16 protein-coding genes are annotated in these 19,661 nt (G+C 66.4%); 13 read left to right on the forward strand and 3 right to left on the reverse strand.

Going from position 1 to position 19,661, the window contains the following annotated elements; genetic code table 11:
• Window positions 1–99 precede the first annotated feature (99 nt).
• From tssK to LZ586_RS10915, 6 genes are read left to right on the forward strand one after another with little or no spacing between them, the layout of a single operon-like run.
• A complete protein-coding gene (gene tssK, locus LZ586_RS10890) occupies window positions 100–1,440 on the forward strand; it encodes a type VI secretion system baseplate subunit TssK (RefSeq protein WP_235076324.1) in 1,341 nt (446 codons plus the stop codon).
• On the forward strand, window positions 1,437–2,906 hold the full coding sequence (gene tssL / locus LZ586_RS10895) for a type VI secretion system protein TssL, long form (RefSeq protein WP_235076325.1): 1,470 nt from the start codon (window positions 1,437–1,439) through the stop codon (window positions 2,904–2,906). Before tssK ends, tssL begins: the two co-directional genes overlap by 4 nt.
• A 14-nt stretch (window positions 2,907–2,920) precedes the next feature.
• The gene (gene tssM, locus LZ586_RS10900) at window positions 2,921–6,388 is read left to right on the forward strand and encodes a type VI secretion system membrane subunit TssM (RefSeq protein ID WP_235076326.1); all 3,468 of its coding nucleotides are present in this window, start codon (window positions 2,921–2,923) and stop codon (window positions 6,386–6,388) included.
• Window positions 6,370–6,885, forward strand: a complete 516-nt coding sequence (tagF, locus tag LZ586_RS10905) for a type VI secretion system-associated protein TagF (protein WP_235076327.1) — start codon at window positions 6,370–6,372, stop codon at window positions 6,883–6,885. The genes tssM and tagF overlap by 19 nt, the downstream gene beginning before the upstream one ends.
• Window positions 6,882–7,646, forward strand: coding sequence for a PP2C family protein-serine/threonine phosphatase (locus LZ586_RS10910; protein ID WP_235076328.1), 765 nt, complete (start codon window positions 6,882–6,884; stop codon window positions 7,644–7,646). The genes tagF and LZ586_RS10910 overlap by 4 nt, the downstream gene beginning before the upstream one ends.
• Complete coding sequence (locus LZ586_RS10915) at window positions 7,643–9,538, forward strand: serine/threonine-protein kinase (protein WP_235076329.1); 1,896 nt, start codon at window positions 7,643–7,645, stop codon at window positions 9,536–9,538. The genes LZ586_RS10910 and LZ586_RS10915 overlap by 4 nt, the downstream gene beginning before the upstream one ends.
• A 58-nt stretch (window positions 9,539–9,596) precedes the next feature.
• On the opposite strand, the gene tagH is transcribed toward LZ586_RS10915, so the two are convergent.
• From tagH to LZ586_RS10930, 3 genes are read right to left on the reverse strand one after another with little or no spacing between them, the layout of a single operon-like run.
• Window positions 9,597–11,180, reverse strand: a complete 1,584-nt coding sequence (gene tagH / locus LZ586_RS10920; protein WP_235076330.1) for a type VI secretion system-associated FHA domain protein TagH — start codon at window positions 11,178–11,180, stop codon at window positions 9,597–9,599.
• Window positions 11,177–11,731, reverse strand: coding sequence for a DUF6931 family protein (locus LZ586_RS10925; protein WP_235076331.1), 555 nt, complete (start codon window positions 11,729–11,731; stop codon window positions 11,177–11,179). Before LZ586_RS10925 ends, tagH begins: the two co-directional genes overlap by 4 nt.
• Before the next feature lie 9 nt (window positions 11,732–11,740).
• Complete coding sequence (locus LZ586_RS10930) at window positions 11,741–13,747, reverse strand: type VI secretion system Vgr family protein (RefSeq protein ID WP_235076332.1); 2,007 nt, start codon at window positions 13,745–13,747, stop codon at window positions 11,741–11,743.
• Window positions 13,748–13,879: 132 nt separating this feature from the next.
• Here LZ586_RS10930 and LZ586_RS10935 point away from each other — a divergent pair, with 132 nt between their 5' ends.
• From LZ586_RS10935 to tssE, 7 genes are all read left to right on the forward strand, one after another.
• Window positions 13,880–14,578, forward strand: a complete 699-nt coding sequence (locus LZ586_RS10935) for an OmpA family protein (protein WP_235076333.1) — start codon at window positions 13,880–13,882, stop codon at window positions 14,576–14,578.
• Between the two features lie 62 nt (window positions 14,579–14,640).
• Entirely contained in the window at window positions 14,641–15,612 is a 972-nt protein-coding gene (locus LZ586_RS10940) for an ImpA family type VI secretion system protein (RefSeq protein WP_235079781.1), read from the forward strand.
• A gap of 68 nt (window positions 15,613–15,680) precedes the next feature.
• On the forward strand, window positions 15,681–16,220 hold the full coding sequence (tssB, locus tag LZ586_RS10945; RefSeq protein WP_235076334.1) for a type VI secretion system contractile sheath small subunit: 540 nt from the start codon (window positions 15,681–15,683) through the stop codon (window positions 16,218–16,220).
• A gap of 15 nt (window positions 16,221–16,235) precedes the next feature.
• Window positions 16,236–17,723, forward strand: a complete 1,488-nt coding sequence (gene tssC / locus LZ586_RS10950; protein ID WP_235076335.1) for a type VI secretion system contractile sheath large subunit — start codon at window positions 16,236–16,238, stop codon at window positions 17,721–17,723.
• 99 nt (window positions 17,724–17,822) lie between these two features.
• Window positions 17,823–18,320, forward strand: a complete 498-nt coding sequence (locus LZ586_RS10955; RefSeq protein ID WP_235076336.1) for an Hcp family type VI secretion system effector — start codon at window positions 17,823–17,825, stop codon at window positions 18,318–18,320.
• 15 nt (window positions 18,321–18,335) lie between these two features.
• On the forward strand, window positions 18,336–19,121 hold the full coding sequence (locus LZ586_RS10960; RefSeq protein ID WP_235076337.1) for a type VI secretion system accessory protein TagJ: 786 nt from the start codon (window positions 18,336–18,338) through the stop codon (window positions 19,119–19,121).
• Window positions 19,122–19,154: 33 nt separating this feature from the next.
• Window positions 19,155–19,658 (forward strand): type VI secretion system baseplate subunit TssE, encoded by a 504-nt coding sequence (gene tssE / locus LZ586_RS10965; protein WP_235076338.1) that lies wholly within the window; start codon window positions 19,155–19,157, stop codon window positions 19,656–19,658.
• Window positions 19,659–19,661 lie beyond the last annotated feature (3 nt).

Genomic DNA, 19,661 nt, shown 5'->3' on the forward strand with positions numbered 1-19,661 from the left:
GCGCCCGGGCAGGGGTGCCCAAGCACGCCTGCAATAACCTTGCTTTATGGAAATCGGAAGCTGTGCTTAAAGATCGCCGCGTGGTCGGGAGAGTGGGTAATGGCCGGTAATAATCGCGTCGCGTGGCGCGAGGGCATGTTCTTGCGGCCGCAGCATTTTCAGGCGCAGGATCGGTATATCGACGCGCTGGTGCGCGCGCGGGTGAACAGCGTGAGCCCCTGGCCTTGGGGGTTCACCGAGCTTGTGGTGGACGAGGACCTGGCCAGCCTGGGCAAGTTCGGGCTGGTACGCGCGACCGGCGTGTTGCCCGACGGCACGCCCTTCGCGATCCCCGACGACATGCCGCCGCCCGAGCCACTGGACGTGCCGGCCGAGGCGCGTGACGTCGTGGTGTACCTGACGCTCCCGGCGCACCAAGGCGGTGTCACCGAGTTCCGCGACGCCGAGAGCAACGCGCTCGATGCTCGCTTCCTGGTCGACGAGCACGAGACCGCCGACGCCTTTTCCGACGACCGGACGACGGAGGGCATCGACTTCGGCCGGCCGAATCTGCGGTACGGCATCCTGCGCGATCAAATCTATGGGCGCATCACGCTGGGGATCGCGCGAGTCCGCGAGGTGCACAACAAGCGGGTGATGTTCGACGACCGCTTCATCCCGCCGACGTTGGACAAGAATGCGGCCACACGCCTGCGCGGCGCAGTGACCGACATTCTGGGGCGTGCCGAGCAGCGCGCCGAGGAACTGGCGGTGCGGGCGGTGGAAGCTACCGAGGGCGGTGCCGAGACCTTCGGCAGTTTCCTGCTGCTCCAGGCGCTAAATCGCTGGGTGCCGGTGCTCCAGCATGCCGAGCGGCTGCCGATGATGCACCCCGAGCGGCTGTACGAGACGCTGGTGGCGATGGCGGGCGAGATCGCGACGATGATCCGACCCGAGCGCAAGGCGCCGCCGTTGCCGCGCTACGACCACGAGCATCCGCAGACCTGCTTCGATCCGGTGCTCGACCTGCTCCAGTCGATGCTGGCGGCGGTGTTCGATCGCTCGGCCATCCAGCTCCCGCTCGAGAATGCCGGGCCGGGTGCGTACGTGTCGAAAATCACCGACCACAATCTTTTCCAGAACGGCTATTTCTACCTCGCGGTTGCTGCCGCCTCGCCGGTGGAGGAAATCCGGGGGCTGTTCCCGTCGGTCGCCAAGATCGGCGCGATCCAGAAGATGCGGCAGATCGTCGATAGCGCGCTGCCCGGCGTGCCGCTGCGGCACACCCCCACGCCGCCGCCGCAGATCCGCGTGCTGCCCGGCTTCGTCTATTTCGAGCTCGACCGCGGCGCCGCCGACTGGCGCGACTTCGCCTCGGCCCCAGCGCTGGGGCTACATGTCGCGGGCGATTGGCCGCAGCTCAAGCTTGAACTGTGGTGCGTGAAGAGGGCGGGTCGATGAGCAACGGCGACGGCGGCAACGACGGCAACCGCACGGTCTTCCGCCCGTCGCCCCTGCAGGGGCTGCGTGGCGGCCAGCAGCCGCAGCCCGGCGGCAATGCCGATTGGGCGGCGCCACCTTCACCCGCTGGCTTCGGCAGTCCGCCGCCAGCCGATCCTTTCGCCAGCGCCGGAGGCAGTAGCGGCGGATATGATGCGCCTCCGCCGCTATCTCGGACCGGGCAGGGGCAGCAGGCCGTACGGTTAGATCCCTCCCGGCTGGCCGAGGATGACGTGCCGCGTCCGGCCAAGCAGCGCGAGGTGCGCAATGTCATGCTCACCGAGGCGGCACCGGTGCTGGCGCTGGCCGCCGGGATCCGGTCGGGGCGGGTGCGCGCGCCATTGCCGCAGTTCCACCGCGAGGCGACGCAGTTGATCGCGTCCTTCGACCGCGCCATCGCGCCGCACTACCGCGAGGAAGTGCGCCAGCGCGCCAAATACGCGGTGTGTGCGACGATCGACGACATCGCCCAGAACCTGCCCAATATCGGTACCGACGGCGCCGAATGGGCCCGCCGCTCGATGGTGGTGCAGTTCTTCCAGGAAAATATCGGCGGCGACCGTTTCTGGCAGCTGACCGACGACATGCTGCGGGCGCCGTCGGACAATCTCGACATCATCGAGCTGTACCATGCCTGCCTGGCCGCCGGGTTCGAGGGCCGTTTCCGCGTGATGCCCGACGGCAAGCGCCGGCTGCACGAGATCATGGCCCGACTGCAGGGCGCGCTGGACCATGTCCGCGCGCTTTCTCCCACGGAACTTTCGCGTCAGTGGAAGGGTGAGGCCGCGCCGCTCCGGCGGATGGGACTGTGGAACCTGCTCGCGCTGGCCGCGGCCGGGGCGGCGGCGTTGTTGCTCCTCGTCTATATCGTTCTGCGGCTGCTGCTGATGACCAGCGCCGAGCCGCCTGCGACCGCGCTGGCTGGGATCGCGCCGGGCGAGCCGCTGACCCTGTCGCGCCCCGCCGCAGCGCTGCCCGCGGGGGACAGCGCTCAGGCGTCCAAGCTCAAGAAGTTCCTGGAACCTGAGATTCGCGAAGGGCTGGTGACCGTGGAGGAGGATGCGCAGACCGTGCGCGTGCGCACCACTGTGGGCCAGCTGTTCCAGTCTGGCTCCGACGCGCTGGAGGAAGGCCGCGAGCCGCTGTTCCGGCGGATCGGGGCAGCGATCGAGGAAGAACAGGGCAGCGTACTGATCGAGGGACATGCCGACAGTGATCGCGTGGCCTCGCTGACCTTCCCCGACAACATGGCGCTTTCCGAAGCGCGCGCGGAGACGGTGGGCAAGATCATCCGCGCGACGCTGAGCGATGCGAGCCGCGTGACCACCAAGGGCATGGGCGAAACGGTGCCGCTGGCGTCGAACGACACTGCGGCAGGCAAATCCAAGAACCGGCGGGTCGAAATCATCGTGCCGCGGCGGTATTGAGCGGAAGGCGGGGCATGCGTTTGCTGAAGAACTGGTGGTTCGTCACGATCACCTGTGCGCTGCTGGTAGCGCTGCTGCTCGCATTGGGGCTGCCGCTGTTCGTCGCCTGGATGCGGCCCTTGTGGATTCGCATCCTGTTCGTCGCTGTGGTCGCGGCGATATGGGGGCTGTTCATTTTCCTGCGCTGGCGCAAGGCCAAGAAGGCTGCGGACGCGATCGCCGCCGAGTTTGCCGCGCCCGATCCGGCGGGCGAGGAGAGCAAGGCGCTGGGCCAGCGCATGCGCGAAGCCGTGACGCAACTGAAGTCCGCGTCGGGCAAGCAGCGCAACTATCTCTACACGCGGCCCTGGTACGTCATCATCGGCCCGCCGGGCGCGGGCAAGACCACCGCACTGCTCAACTCAGGGCTGCGCTTCCCGTTCGGCGACACCGCGATGAAGGGAGTGGGCGGCACTCGCAACCTCGACTTCTGGTTCGCCGACGAAGCGGTGATGGTCGATACCGCCGGGCGCTACACCACGCAGGACTCGGATTATCAGGTCGATAGCCGCGGCTGGACCTCGTTCCTGTCGCTGCTGAAGAAGCATCGCCCGCTCCAGCCGGTGAACGGCATCATCGTGGCCATCGGTGTGGACGAACTGTTGGCAGCCGATTGCGCCAAGATCGACGCGCACGCAGCGGCGGTGCGCCGGCGGCTGGTCGAGGTGCGCAAGACGCTGGAAGTTGCGGCGCCCATCTATGTGCTGCTCAGCAAGGCCGATTTGCTCGCGGGCTTCACCGAATATTTCGACGATCTGGACGTCGAGGGGCGCCGCGCGGTGCTCGGCCATACTTTCGCGCATGCGAACGGCCGCGCGCGCGCGGACGACGTTGCGGGAGCGTTCGACACCGTCGCGCAGGCGGTGAGCGACCGCCAGGCGAAGCGGCTGTTCGACGAAGTCGATCCTCTGCGCCGGGCGCTGCTGCTCGGCTTCCCCTCGCAGCTCCAGTCGCTGCGGTCCCGCGTAGCGCGCTTCCTGGAAGGCGCGTTCACCAGCGGCGACGAGCCGACGGGGAGCCTGCGCGGCTTCTATTTCACCAGCGGCGTCCAGCAGGGTGCCCCGCTGGACCGTATCCTGGCGGGCATGGCCGACATTTACGACCGGGCGCCCCAGGCGGCACCGGGCGGTGCAGCGTCGGGTCGGGCCTATTTCCTCAATCGCCTGCTCAGCGACGTGATGTTCAGCGAATCCGGGCTGGTAACGATGGACCCGAAGGCACGGGTGCGTCAGCGCGCTCGGCTGGTGGCGGGGCTGGCGGCGATCGCGGCGGCGGTACTGCTCACCTTCACGCTATGGGGTATCAGTTATGCCAACAACCGCGCGTTCCAGAGCGACCTGCTCGCACGGACTGAACAGGCGCGCAGCCAGTTCCGCGAGGGCGGCATCGATCTGAAGCAGGTCCGCGAAAGCGACGGCGACCTGCGCGCGGCGCTGCCGGGGCTCAACACGCTGCGCGCGCTGCCGCGCGGCTATGCTCAGCGCAAGCAGGGCGGGCCGGGCCTGATGTCGACCTTTGGCTTGTACCAGGGCGGATTGAGCCAACGGGCCGAGGAAAGCTATCGCGAAGCACTGCGCCGCGTGATGCTGCCGCGGCTGCTGCTGCGGCTGGAGCAATATATGCGCGGGCACGGCGGCGACGCGATGGCGCTGTACGAGCCACTCAAGGTCTATCTGATGCTGGGGCAGCAGGGGCCGATGGATGCCAAGGCGGTGCACCGCTGGATCACCGCGGACTGGGCGACCGAGGTGTTTCCCGGCTCCGACAGCGGCGCCGAGCGCGGCCAGTTGGCGCAGCATCTGGGCGCGCTGCTGGAGGACAAGAACCTTGCGGGTGTGTGGGCCAGCCGCAAGCCGCCGCTGGATGGGCAGCTGGTCACGAGCGCACGCGCCGCGATCGGGACGCTCTCGCTCGCCGACCGAGCTTATGCGGTCATGAAGCAGAAGGCGGCCACGGCCGGCGCCGATTGGGAGGCGGCCAACATCCTGTCGCAGGGCGACGCGGTGGCCTTCGCCAACCGCGATCAGGTGCTGTCGGTGCGGGTGCCGTATTTCTTTACCCGCGAAGGCTTCGAGAAGAGCTACACCCTCGGCCTCGCCACGGCGCAGGAAGACCTGAAACGCGACCTGTGGGTGCTTGGCGGCGACGCGCAAACCGGCGGCGTGCGCGAGGAAATGAGCAACATCCGCCCGGGCGTCGCCGGGCTCTACGCTAAGGACTATATCGCCGCCTGGGAGGGCGTGATCGCGGCGATGAAGCCGGGCGATTATTTCCGCGATCCTGCCGCGTTCGGCGCGGTGACCAAGAGCCCGTCGCCGATCAAGCGGGTGCTGATGGAGCTGCGCAAGAATACGATCTTCGCAGGCGGCGCTCGCGCGGTGGGCGATCGCATGATCCGCGACCGGATCACCCGCTCGCGTCTGGGTCGCTATGCCGGGGATGCCACCTCCGGGCGGGCGTCGGGGCTCGATGCGGGCAGCGAAATTAGCAACGCCTTCCAGTCGATCCACGACTATGTCGGCGACGGCAAGACTCCCGCACCGATCGACGAGTTCGTCGCTGCGCTTAAGGAAGCGGGGCAGGCGGTGATCGCCGCACGCTCGGTGGGCGGCGGCGGCGGGTCGGATACGACCCAAGCGCAGATGGCGACCGCCATGGCGTCGGTAAAGGCGGCGGCGGCCGGCGCGCCGCCGCAATTGCAGGGCTTCGTCAACTCGGCGGCGGGCGGCGGATCGGCGGCACAGATCAGCGCTGCGAAGGGTGCGGTGTCCGAGGCCTATGCCCAGGTGGTGCTGCCGGCGTGCCAGGGGGTTGCCAAGGAGCGCTTCCCTTTTTTCGGAGCGGCCGAGGCGGATGCCCCGGCAGTGGATATGCTGCGCGTGTTCGGGATGGGCGGGACGCTTGACGGCTTCGTCCAGCAGCGGCTGATGCCGCTGATCGACACCGGCGGCCCGGTGTGGCGCTGGAAGTCGGACGATCCGATCGCCCAGACGCTCGACCCCGGCAGCCCCGAACAGTTCGCCAAGGCCGCGCAGATCCGCGACCTGCTTGCCGGCGGCCTGCCGATCAAGGTGTCGGTGGCGAGCCTTGGCAGCGGGGTGACCGCAGTGGAGGTCTCCAGCGGCGGATCGACCTACAAGTTCGATCCCGCGAACAACCAGCCCAGGCCGCTGCTCTGGTCGGTGTCTGGAGGGCTCCCGCAGGCGGCGGTGGTGCTGTACCAAGCCGATGGCAAGGAATTGCGCAGATTCGAGGCGGAAGGGCCTTGGGCGCTGTTCCGGCTGATGGGGAAGGCGCAAAAGGAGAATGCCGGCGCGCAAACGATCCGCGCCACCTTTGGCGAAGGCGCAGCCAGCGCGACGCTGGCGATCCGCCTGCCCTCGCAGCGCGACCCGTTCAGCCGCGGCGACCTGTGGTCGTTTCGATGTCCGGCGGCGCTGTGATGCGGGTGAGGCTGTTCGGCAAGCTGCCGGCGCATGGCGACTTCGTCGCGCGCGGGTTGGCGGCGGAGGAGCGCGATACGCTCGATCGGTGGTTGTCTGACGGCATGACACAGGCACGCGCGCGGTTGGGCGCGAAATTCGAGGAGCGCTGGGATCGCGCGCCGCCTTGGCGCTTTGCGGGCTCCGATATGGCCGGCGTGCTGGCGCCGTCGGTGGATGCGGCGGGTCGGCGGTATCCCATCTACCTGGCGCTGGCTGAAGGCGTGGCGGGCACCGCGGAGCGCTGCGAAGAACTGATCTACGCTGCGTTCGCCCAGAGGTGGGATGCCGACCGGCTTGCGGAGGCAGCGGCGGAACTGCCTGCCGCTGGCGAGGAAGCGATGGCCGAACCAGCGTGGTGGACGATTGGCGGCGAGGGATTTGCGCCGGCTACGTGCCCAGGCGCGCGGCCGGCGGACCTGCTCGCCAAGATGCTCATGTCGGAGGAAGGCGCATGAAGGCCGGGCTACGTCTCGACAGCGTGGGCGCGACTCATGTCGGCCGGGTGCGAACCAACAACGAGGACAGCTATTGCCTGTCTCCCGAACGCTGCCTGTGGCTGGTCGCCGACGGCATGGGGGGACACGAGAAAGGCGAATGGGCCTCGAGCGCGATCGTGCAGGCGGCCGAGGCGCTGCGGCTGCCAGGCACGTTCGAGGCGGCGTGCACCGCGATTGCCGACATGATCCACGCCAGCAACGCGCGCATCCACCGCGAGGCCGAGCAGCGCGGCATTCAAATGGGCAGCACTATCGTCGGCCTCCACCTGAGCGGCGCCAAGTTCGGGCTGTTTTGGGTGGGCGACAGCCGCGCCTATGTGCTGCGCGCCGGAGCACTTCACCAACTCACCCGCGATCACAGCCAGGTGCAGGCCATGGTGGACCGTGGCTTGATCCGGCCCGAGGAGGCGGTCGGGCATCCGATGTCGCACGTGCTGGCGCGCGCGGTGGGCGTTCAGCCGGTGATCGAAGTCGATGCGATCGTCGACGAAGCGCAGCCGGGCGATGTCTTCCTCCTGTGCAGCGACGGGCTCACCAACCGCGTCTCCAATGCCGAGATCGCGACGATGCTAGAGGGATATGCCCATCAGGAAGCGCTGGACCGGCTGATCTGCCTGACGCTGGAGCGCGGCGCGCCCGACAATGTCACGGCCATCATCGTGGGCGTGCACGAGACTACGCAGCTTTCGCTGGCGCCGGCCGGGGCGATGCAGCCATGAGCGACGACAACAAACCCCCCGAGGAGCCGAAGACGGTGTTCGCGCCCGGTGCGGAACCCGAGACCGAGTTCCAGCCCGGTGGCGGTACCGCGATTGGCGCCGCTGCGGGCGCTACCACCGGCCTAACCGGCTTCGCGCCGCGCCAAGGCACGACCATCCAGGTCGGCGACGTCCTGAACCACATCTTCGAAGTGAAGCGCTTCATCGCTCGCGGCGGGATGGGCGAAGTGTTCGAAGGGGTGAACGTAAACACCGACGAGCGCGTGGCGATCAAGGTGATGCTGCCGGCGCTTGCCGCGGACGAGAACGTCATCTCGATGTTCCGCAAGGAAGCCCGTACGCTCACTCGACTGCGCCACGACGCGCTGGTGCATTACCGGGTGCTCGCCCAGGAGCCGCAACTGGGCGTGCTCTACATCGTCACCGAATTTATCGACGGGCTGGGCCTTTCGACACAGCTCGGCAAGGTTCAGCCCAGCCAGGGCGAATTGCTGGCGCTGCTCCGGCGACTGGCAGCGGGACTCGATACCGCGCACAAGCTGGGAGCGATCCACCGCGACATCGCGCCCGACAACATCCTGCTCGAAGACGGCGCGCTGGCGCGGGCCAAGATCATCGACTTCGGCATCGCCAAGGAGATGGACCCGGGATCGGCGACGATCGTGGGCGACGGGTTCGCGGGCAAGCTGGGCTATGTCGCGCCCGAACAGCTCGGCGACTTCGGACGGGCGATCGGCCCGTGGACCGACGTGTACAGCCTGGCGCTGGTGATCCTGGCGCTGGCGCAAGGCCGTGACGTGAACATGGGCGGATCGCTGGTTGATGCGGTGGACAAGCGCCGCGCCGGCCCCGATCTGGGCACCGTGGAGGAACCACTGCGCGGCCTCCTGACGGGCATGCTGCGCCCGGACCCCGCCGAGCGGCTGCAATCCATGGAGGCAGTGCTGGCTGAACTCGCCGCCGCCGAGGCACCGGTTGCGCAGGCCAACGGTGGGCTGGGCGCGGCGAAGCGACGGTGGCTGATCGGCGGTGGCGTTGCCGCGGCCGCGGCGCTGGCGGCCGCGGGAGTGTTCTTGGTGCCGCGTGCATCGGAGACGGTGACCAAGACGGACCCCGTGGCAGGCGCGCCGGGCGGCGATCCGGTGCAGCAGGCGCGAAGTGCGATCGATGCGGCACTCCCCTCGGTCGGCTGCACCTGGCTGCGGATCGTCGAGGTGACTCCAGGTAAGCCGGGGCTGCTTGTGAAGCTGACGGGCGTTGCCGGCAACCCTTCGGCCGCCCAGAACGAAGTTTCGCAGGTGCTGGCGCAGCGCCATATCCAGGGTGCGAGCATTGACTTCAGCGAGGTCGCTCAAATCACGCAGTCCGGCTGCGCCGCGCTCGATACCTACCGGCAGGTGCGCGCGCCCGATCTGCGCCAACTTAGCGTGCCGCAGCGCAAGTTCGAGATGCGCATGCAGCCGAACGATCCCGCGATGAGCGGCTATCCAGGCGAGAATGCCGCAAACGTGGTGCTGCAGATCGCCATCGCCGATCCCCAGAACGATTTTGCTGTTATCGGTCTCGAGCCCTCCGGCGTCATCGATCCCGAATTCTCGGGGCCTGGTACCGGCGTGCTCGGGCGCGAAGGGCTCAAGACGCTCGCCAAGCAGACGCGGATGGTCACAGATCGCGGCAATGACAATTACCAGATGCAGCTGGACGTGAACCATCCAGGGTGGTCGGGCGTGCTGCTGATCACCGGCAAGGGGCCGTTCGACAAGACGCTGATCGCACCGCCGCTGGGCGGGCGCGGGCCGGAATGGACGAACCGCTTCGTGTCCGAAGCAGCGGCCAAGGGCTGGCAGACGCAGATGGTGTGGTTCAAGGTGGTCGACGACCTGCGGGAATAGGCTGGGGCCGGGCTGCGCCTAGGCTTAAGCTGGCCTTCCCGATCAGAAGGATCGGGAATCAGCGCCGGGGCGGCTGGGGGTGCGACTGCTCTTCATAGGCGCGGCGGAATTCCTTGGCGAACACGTCCATGAACGCTTCGTCCGAGCCTTGGGCGACGCCACCGAATTCCCTTTCATAGGCTTGCCACAGCGCCGCGTCGCGCGCGCGCGGCAGGATCCGTGCGAGTAGGCCCTTGCTTTCGGCACGCTGGCGGATCGCGCCCGGCGAAAAGCGTTCGAGCGTGGCGCGCAACGCGCCTTGCATGGCCCGCAGCGTTGCGATCTGGTGCGATTGCAGGTCGAAATAGGCGCTTTCGATCGCCTGCCCTGCCTCCATGAACCCGCGCGCGGGCGGATTAAGCAGTGCGGCAATCGCCTCCTCAGGGGTGCGTGCGAACTTGATGGGATTGTTGCCGTCGATTTGGAAGGCCGTGGATTCGGCCCCCATCTGCGACTTGGCGCGGGCGCGCGCCTCGACCATCACGACCAGCCCGGCGACGAGCCGGTGGAACAGCTGCCCGGCCCGATCTAGCAAAGCCGGGCTGCGCTGCGCGACGCTGTCCTCCACCCCCGCAGCGCGCAGGAACGCGTCGATCAGCGCAAGATCGGACACCGGGGCTGGTGCGGGAGCGGCGAGTGGTGCCGAGGCGGGTGCTGGTGTCGCGGAGACCACCGGCGGCATGGCGAAATGCTGGTCGGCGACCGGCGCGCCGATTGGCGTGGGCGCGGGCACGTTGGCGTCGCCGAAGAGGCGAGCGGGCGCGACGCCCAGCGCCTGCTCCGTCCCGACCGGCCGGATGCCGAGGGGGTCGGGGTTTTCCTGGATCGGCTGGCCGAAACCGCCGCGTGCCCAGTCCACCACGTTCCCCTCGGCCAAACGGCCCCAGATGTCGTCGGGCGAAGGGGGGGGCGGGCGGTCGGGCGCGGCGCTGGACCAGCCGGAGGGTGCCTGACTCGCGGGCGCCGGGGTGTTCCACGCCGATGTGACCGGGGCTTCGGATGCGGTAGGCGCCGGCGCCCAGCCCTGCGATGCCGGTGCCTCGGATCGGCTGGCGCCGCTCGGCCCCCAGGCATCGTTGCCGCCGGCGTTCGTCGGAACCGGCGGCGTTCCCCACCCCGGGGAAGAGGGCGGCGCGTCCCATCTACCGCCGGCGGAAGACGGCGTCGACGCAGGGGACGCGCCCAGCCCGCTGCCGCCCTCGAGTGCACTTGGCTCGGGCGTATTCCAGCCGTCCCATTGCGACGCCGCCACCGGCGCCTGAGTCGATGCGCCGACGGCACTAGCCGACAACGTCACTCGCACCTCATAGGTGCCGATGGTGAGCAAGTCGCCGTCGACCAGCCGGTGCGGCTGCGTCAGCCGCTCGGGCCGGCCGTTCACGAACGTGCCGTTCATGCTGAGATCGGTGAGGTAATAATCGCCGTTCTGGAAGCGGATTTCGCAATGCCGCGACGAGATGTGGTTGCGCGGGTCAGGCAGGCTCCAGTCGCAATTGGGCGAGCGGCCGATAAGCGCGCCGCGGTCCTGAAGCACCAGTTCGGCGGGCACGCCATTATCTAGCGTGGGGCGTCCCACATTGGCGATACGGAGCCTCAGGGTCATGTGCGTGCGGCGATTCCATGCTCGGCGATCGCCTCGGCGCGCCGGAGCGCCTCCGCGAAGAACGCCTGGGGGTCACCGCCACGATAGGCGGCTTCCACGATGGCGACTACTGCCAAGCGATTGGCGAGCGCCGGGGCCGGATGCACGGGGTTGAGGTTGGCCGGGGCAATCGATCCGCCGCTGTAGAACAGCGCAGTCGCCAGCGTGCGTTCCGGCGCGTGTAGGTCAGCCATTTGCGCAAGCGCATAAGCGTGCCGCCGGCGGTCGTCGCTGGGCTGATCGCACCAGGCGAGGACCTGATCCAGTGCGGCACGGTCTTCTTGGGCGCCGCTCGGCTGCGCCGCGACCAGCGCCGCGGCCCAGTGGATCGCCGCGGCACGGGGCAGCGCATGGCCGATGAAGCCGAGCGCCTGGCGGGAATCGGACGCGCGCAGCTGCTCGTAATGCGCATGCACCGGCACCTCCGGCGCGGCAAGCTCGGCATTGCGCAATTCCATAAGCTCGCCGACTTGGCGGGCGCGGGTGACATGCACGCTGCCCCACGGGTTCATTCCCGACTCCTAATTTATCTTCACCAGGCCGCCGGTCAGCGTGAGCGTTCCTCCGCCATTCGCCGACGTCTCCGGCGCGTTCATCGCGATCGAAGCCGTGCCATCCACCGTCACCTTGGGCGACTGGATCGAGATCGCGCTGGGCGTCATCTCGATCTTGGATTCACCGACCTGGAGCACGATGCTGTCATTCGCGGTCAGCTTGAAGGATTGGTGGACGTCCAGGATGTCGTCATGGCCGATCTTGCTATGCCGTTGCTCGACGACCGTCAGCGTCTGGTTACGGCCGATGGTGACACCTTCGTCGTTGACCACCGTTTCGTTGCGATCGTGCCCGATCTGGATCGTCTGGTCCTGCCCGACATGGTGCGTCTCGGCCAGGCGCACGCGCGTGTTCATGTCGCGCTCGGCATGAATGTAGAGCTCTTCGGCGCCCCCCTTGTCCTCGAAACGTATTTCGTTGGCGCCGGGCGCCCCGCTGTCGAGCGCCTGCGCGTTGGGATAGGCGCCGGTCTCGCCATAGCGCTTGGTGCGCCACAGCGCCCGCGTCTTGTTCTCGGGCAGGGGGTAGACCGGCATGTGGTCGGCGTTGAACACGCGGCCTACCACCACCGGGCGATCAGGATCGCCGCCCAGGAAATCGACCAGTACCTCGTGTCCCACGCGTGGTAGGATGACATTGCCCAAGCCGCCGGTCTGCGACACGCGGACCCAGCATGTCGCCGATTCGCCGGGCGTCGGCCCGCGGTCCCAATGGAAGCGCACCTTCACCCGGCCGTATTTGTCGGTGTAGATTTCCTCGCCGGCAGGCCCCGACACCACGGCGGTCTCCAGCCCCTGCACCATCGGGCGAGGCGTTGAGTGGATGGGGTGGAAGCGGGTATCGCCGGGAATCGCCTCGAACCGCACGTTGAACGCGTTTTCGCGCGCGCTCTGGCCGCTGCGATAGCTCTCCGCGACGATGCTGTGATAGGCCGAGACAATCAAATAGTCGCCGTTCATCCGGCCAACATGATGGTCGGCGACCCCGACCTTGAACCCGCAGGACAACCCCGCCGCCTGGGAGGCGCCGGTGAAGACGCGCCGCTGTGCGCGCATGGACGCGAGCATCGTCTCGCTGCGCTCGGCGCCGTGCGTCTCAACCTGGCCAGGATCGATCGACTCATGGTAGAAACGGCCAGGATAGACATACACTTCGCGGTCGTCACGCTCGTGCTGGCCCTCGCTCTCGAACTTGGCCTCCACGAAGCGGCTGGGCGCGCGAAAGTCCCAGTCGCGCATCGTCACTTTCGATCCGGCCTGGGTGCTCACGCGCTCGTGCCAGCTTTGCAGGTGGAACTTGCCCTGGCTGGCGCGCTCTACCGAATCCGCGGAGAAGACCGAGACCGAATTGGGGGCATAGGTCAGCGTTGGCGGGGTGCCGGTGCCGTGCGACGAGGGCGCGTTGCAGATCACCATGACATGGTTGTCGGCACCGTGGCGGAAGAAATAGTACCAGCCCTCCTCCTCCATCAGTCGCGCGGCGAAGGCGAAGTCGCTTTCCTGGTACTGCACGCAGTAACTGCGCGGACGCGGGCTGACGGACAGCTTGAACTCGAAGTCGGAGATCCCCGCTGCCTGGAACACCTGTTTGATGATGTCTTGCGCAGTGACGTCCTGGAAGATCGCCATCGAGCGGTTCTGGGCAAGAAAGAAGCTCCACGGCTTCAGTACCAGTCGATATCGGTGACCAGTAGGCGATTCGTCGATATACTCGCCTGAGACCACCAGACCGTGAAAGTGGCGGCGCAGTTCGCCGTCCTCCGACACCTTCAGCCCGCACGGCTTTCCCAAATGCGGCTGCATGTCGATTTCCAGTGGCGAAAATACGTCAACCGTGATGGTAAACGGAGTACTAAGCGACTCCATGCAATCGATTCTTTCGAGTTCGACCTGCTCGTCGCCCAAATCGATCGACATTTCGGAAAGTCTCGACGTGCCCGACAACGCGGCCTCCGACCCTACTCTGTTGCGCATGCTCTTTCGCTTATAGTGCCGCCAGGTTCAAGCGGGCGTTTTCGACATTCCGGCCTTTCTGCCTTGTTATGCGGGTGAACCCCTTTTATGATGATGGGCGTTCTGCGGGATTATAACGCCAGCGAGGACTTGATGCGTATCGTATCTCTTTCGACGATCGCCGGAATGGTGGTCGTGCTCTGGACGGCGCCAGCGGCGGCGCAAAGCCAAAGTGAGCCCACGGTCGAGGGGTATCTTTGCACCTTCGCCGGCAAGTGCGGCGACACGCCGGAGGCCGAGCAGCCGACCCGTGAGGCACCTCCAACTAAAGGCTTCCGAATTGCGGTCAACCGCGGCCGGGCGCCTGCGGAAGAGGCGCGCCGGCCCGGGCGCGCGTCCGCCGCTCATTCCACGCGTGGCGCTGCTGGGTATGCCGCTCGTCCCTCGCGCCCGAGCGCTCCCGCGTCTGCCGGGCGTTCGCGCAGCGCCGTGGCGTCTGCGCTGCGCAGCAGCGAGGCACGCGCGGACCTGATGATCGGCTTCGATCTCAATTCCGCGCGGATCACGCCCGACGGTATGGCGAAGGCGCGGGTCTTCGCGCAGTCGCTGCTGATGCCGGAACTGCGTGCCAAGCGCTTCCTGATCGAGGGGCATACCGACTCGCTGGGCGGCGTGCCGTTCAATTTGGAACTGTCGCGCCGGCGCGCGGCTGCGGTCGCCGATTATCTCGCGCAGCAGGGCGTCGATCGTTCGCGTGTCGAGGTACGCGGCTTCGGCCCCAGCGATCCCCTGCCCGGCCGTCTTAAGAGCGACCCGAGCAACCGGCGAGTGGAGGCCAAGCTGATCTCCTGATCCGGTGTGGCCCCGGTGCATGGAGAGAACGGCATGAATGGTTCGGGAGCTTAAAGGTGTTGATGCCGATCGGTGAATTGCTGGCTCCAGTGTCCGACGAAGCTCCGGGCGGCCAGGACCTGTATGACGATCCCGAGCGGCAGACGATCGAACAGGCATTTGAGGAGGACCCATCCTCGGTCGACTGGCGCGAAGTCGTCGGCATGATCGAGGCGCAGAGCCAGCGCACCAAGGACGTCTGGCTAGCCATCTATCTCGCCCGCGCCGGCGCGCGGATGGGGCGGCTCGACGTGGTCGTGATGGGTTGCGAGATGCTGGCCGGGCTGCTCGAGACCTATTGGGACGTGCTCCATCCTTCGCTGGAGGAATATGGATTCCAAGGGCGCAAAGGGCCGTGCGAGTCGCTGACGCGGATCGGCACATTTCTGGGACCGCTGAAGCGCATCGTGCTGGTCGAGCATCCGCGCCTGGGCTCCTATGCAGCCGAGGATCTGGAGCGTTTCGAGGCGGAGGGCGACACCGCCGATGGCTTCGGCATGTTCCGCCACGCAGTGGGCGAGACGCCGGGGGAGGCGCTTGAGGAGGCGATGGCCTCGCTGCGCGCAATGCGCGGGGCGATCGGCCGCGCCGACGCGGTGCTAATGGCGCGGGCCGAGGACGACACCGGCACCGATTTCAAGCCGACCTACCAGGCGATCGACAACATGATCCGCTGGCTCGCCCCCTATGCCGGGAGCGCCGAAGCCGAGGCGGCGCCGGAGGGGGATGACGCTACGGCAGCCCCATCCCACGACGTGCAGCGTGGCTCCGGCCGGATCGAATCGCGGGAGGATGTTGCCCGCGCGATCGACGCCATTGCCGAATATTATGCGCGCAGGGAACCGGCCAGCCCGATCCCCGTTGCGCTACGTCGAGTGCGGGGGTGGATTAACATGGATTTTCTTGCGATCCTCCGCGACATTGCCCCAGGTGGCATGGTCGAGGCCGGGGCAGTTCTGCTTGCGCGCCCCGAAGAGGAAAGTTCGGAATACTGATCTAGATCCATACACTCTCTGGTTTTCAGGCACGTAGCCCGGTTGGGGCGATCGAAAGGGCGGATCCCATGGTTGCAAAGAGCGGACAGCGCTTCATCAAGGAAAACAGGGCGCCGCGCGTCCACATTGAATATGAAGTCGAAACCTATGGGTCACGCCAGAAGATCGAGCTGCCCTTCGTGATGGGCGTGCTGTCGGATCTGTCGGGCAAGAGCCATGTCGAGAAAAAGGACCTGTCGAAGCGCGACTTCGTCGAGATCGACATGGACAATTTCGACGAGCGCATGGAGGCAATAGCGCCGCGCGCCGCCTTCACCGTGCAGAACACGCTGAGCGGCGAAGGCAAGCTGGGCGTCGATCTGACGTTCAAAACGATCAACGACTTCACGCCGGGCGAGATCGTCAAGAACGTGCCGGCGCTCGCCCAGTTGCTGGAGGCGCGCCAGCAATTGCAGGACCTGCTGATCTACATGGACGGCAAGGAAGGTGCGCAGGAGCTGCTGGAGAAGGTGCTCAAGGACCCGGCGCTGCTGGCGGCGCTGTCCTCGGCCAAGGCGAACGACGAAGACGCGCCGGCAGCGGACACCGCTCCGGCCGAGCAGGCTTAAGGGAAGGGACGCGGTATGGCGCAAGAGGCACTTCAGCAGACGCAGCCCCAGCAGGCCGAGGCTGCGCAGGTCGACGATTTCTCGGCGCTGCTCCAGAAGGAGTTCCGCCCCGCCGACGACATCCGCAAAAACCGGATCGAGGAAGCCGTGCAGACGCTGGCGCAGCGTGCGCTGGCCGATGCGGCGACGATCGGCGACGACGTCTATTCCACCGTCGATGCGATGCGCGCCGAGCTCGACCGTAAGCTGACCGAGCAGGTCAACCAGATCATCCACAACGAGGAGTTCCAAGCGCTGGAGAGCGCGTGGCGCGGGCTCCACTACATGGTGATGAACACCTCTACCGGCAAAGACATGAAGATTCGCGTGATGAACATGTCGAAGGAGGAATGTCGCAAGATGTTCCGCCAGTACCGCGATGCCGCGTGGGATCAGAGCCCGCTGTTCAAGAAGGTGTACGAGTCCGAATTCGGCCAGCTGGGGGGCCAGCCTTATGGCGCGTTTGTGTGCGATTACTATTTCGACCACACCGCCCCGAACCTGGAAGTGATGAAGGGCCTCGCCAAGATCGGCGCGGCGTCGCACGCGCCTTTCATCGCCGCGGCGGCACCGCCTCTGTTCGGCATGGAGAGCTGGACCGAGCTCGCCAACCCGCGCGACCTGGGCAAGCTGTTCGACGCGCAGGAGTACATGGCGTGGCGCTCGTTTCGCGCATCGGAGGACAGTCGCTATCTCGCGCTGACCATGCCGCGCTTCCTGGGCCGCCAGGTCTATGGCGCGAAGACCGAGCCGGTGGACGAGTTCGATTTCGAAGAAGAGACCGACGGCGCGCATGACCGGCATCTGTGGCTGAACGCTGCTTATGCAATGGGGTCACGGATCACCGACGCGTTCAACACCTATGGCTGGTGCACCCGCATCCGCGGCGTGGAATCGGGTGGCACGGTCGAGGACCTGCCGACCGCAACCTTCCCGACCGACGAGGGCGGGATTGACCAGAAATGCCCCACCGAGATCGCGATCTCGGACCGGCGCGAGGCCGAGCTGTCTGCCGCGGGCATGCTGGCGCTCATCCACCGCAAGAACACCGACCAGGCGACGTTCATCGGCGCGCAGACGCTGCACCGCCCGAAGAACTATGAGAATGTCGATGCCACCGCGAACGCCAACCTGTCGGCGCGGCTGCCCTACATCTTCGCCAGCTGCCGCTTCGCGCATTATCTCAAGTGCATGGTGCGCGACTGGGTGGGCGGCAATCGGGAGGCCGATCAGCTGCAGCGCGACCTGCACAATTGGGTCCTGCAATATGTCGACGGTGCACCCTCCTCGTCCAGCGAGGAAACCAAGGCGCGTCTGCCGCTCAAGGACGCCAAGATCGAAGTGGTGCCGGATGAAGAAAATCCTGGTTACTACAAGGGTAAGTTCATGTTCGTTCCGCATTACCAGCTGGAAGGTATGGACATCGCGCTCAGCATGGTGTCGAGACTTCCTCGGACTGCCTGAACTATGGCTCGGTTCGGCTCTACTTGGTTGAGCTGTCCCCATATTGTCATAGCGCAGGGTATCTTCGTCAGCGCGTAAGTCCGCGTATCAATGGAGGCAATGATGGCAGTTGACTTGTTCCTAAAGATCGATGGAATTGAAGGCGAGAGCCAGAAGAAGGGCCACGAGAAGGAGATCGACATCATCTCCTTCAACTTCGGTGCGGCGCAGCACGGCTCGTTCCACACCGGCGGTGCCGGCGGCGGTTCGGGAAAAGCCGAAATTCGCGATATCTCCATCGTGAAGGAAGTCGATAAGTCCTCGCCGAAGCTGTTCAGCGCGTGCGCGTCGGGCAAGCACATCAAGGAAATCGTGATCTATTCGCAGAAGGCCGGCGATAACCAGCAGCCGCTGACCTACTACAAGATCAAGCTCGAGGACGTAATCGTCTCCTCGGTCGACAACCAGGGCGCGAGCCATGGTGACTCGATCATGGAATCGATCGTGTTCAACACCGCCAAGGTGACCTTCGACTATCAGCCGCAGGGCAAGTCGGGCGCCAAGGAGGGCGGCGTGGTCACGGCCAGCTACGACATCCGGCAGAACGTCGCGGGCTAAGCGACGGATCGGCGCATGTCGGATGCCGACACGCTGCTTCGTTCCGGCGATCTCGACGGTGCGCGTTCCGTGCTCGTCGAGACCGTCCGGGCGGAGCCCGCGAACCAGCAGGCACGCATGTTCCTGTTCCAATTGCTCGCGGCGTCGGGCGAATGGGACAAGGCGCGTCGCCAGCTTCAAACCCTGGCACAGCTGTCGGGTGAGGCGCAGATGCTCGCCACCGCCTATGGCCAGGCGATCGATGCCGAGCGCGTGCGCGCTGAAGTTTTCACCGGCCGCCAACGCGCACGCCAGCACGTCGCCGTCGAATGGCTTGAGGGCGTTATCGATGCCCTCGAGCATTTCGCCTCGGGACGGGTCGACGAAGGCGATGCCGCGCGCGGCGCCGCGTTCGATGCCGCGCCCGATGTGCCCGGGCAGTTCAACGATGTGGCGTTTGATTGGATCGCCGACGCGGATTCGCGCTTCGGGCCTTGCTTCGAAGCGATCATTGGCGGGCGTTACGGCCTGCAGGCGTTTCAGGAAGTAGCTAGCATCACCAGCGAGGGACCGCAGGATCTGCGCGACCTGATCTGGTATCCGGTGCAGATCGCCTTCCGCTCCGGCCAGTCGGTGGCGGCGTTCCTGCCGGCACGATATCCTGGAACCGAGGGCGCCGCCGAGGGTGCGCAGCGGCTGGGCGGCACCACCGCCTGGATCGATGCGTCCTGGGGACAGGCGGGCTTCGGGCAGCGGCTCTGGACATTGTCCGATGGCGAGGACCAGGCGCTACTTTCGCTGCGCACGCTTCGTTTCACCTGAGCCATGGCCGTACGCCAGCGTCTCACCCCGACATTGTTCGACAAGCTGGTCGCCGATATCGAGATATCGGGATTGCGCGACATCAATTCCGAAACTCCCGAGGTCTCGCGCGAAAAGTTCCGCCATTATGCGGTGCCCAAGCTTGACCGCTTCAACGAAGCAGCGCTGCGCGCCACGATCCGGCGTGAATTGGCCTGGCTGCTAAACACGACCAATATCGAGGCGGTGTACGACCTTGAGCCTTATCCGCGTGTTCAGGATTCGGTTCTCAACTTCGGCTTGACCGATCTGGCCGGCAAGACGCTGACCCGACGGGCAGTGCTGCAACGCGCCCGTGAAATTCGCAAGGCGATCCGCCGGTTCGAGCCACGCCTGGCCGAGAAGTCATTGACGGTCGAGCCCACCGAGGATCCTGAGCGACCCAACTCCATCACGTTCATGATCCGGGGCGACATCACCGCGGCGGCGCATGCGATGCCGGTGAAGTTCCGCACTGAGCTCGATCCCGAGACCGTCGCCGTGGACGTACGGGAGTAGTCC

The sequence above is a fragment of the Sphingomonas sp. S2-65 genome (assembly GCF_021513175.1).
Lineage (GTDB): Bacteria > Pseudomonadota > Alphaproteobacteria > Sphingomonadales > Sphingomonadaceae > Sphingomonas.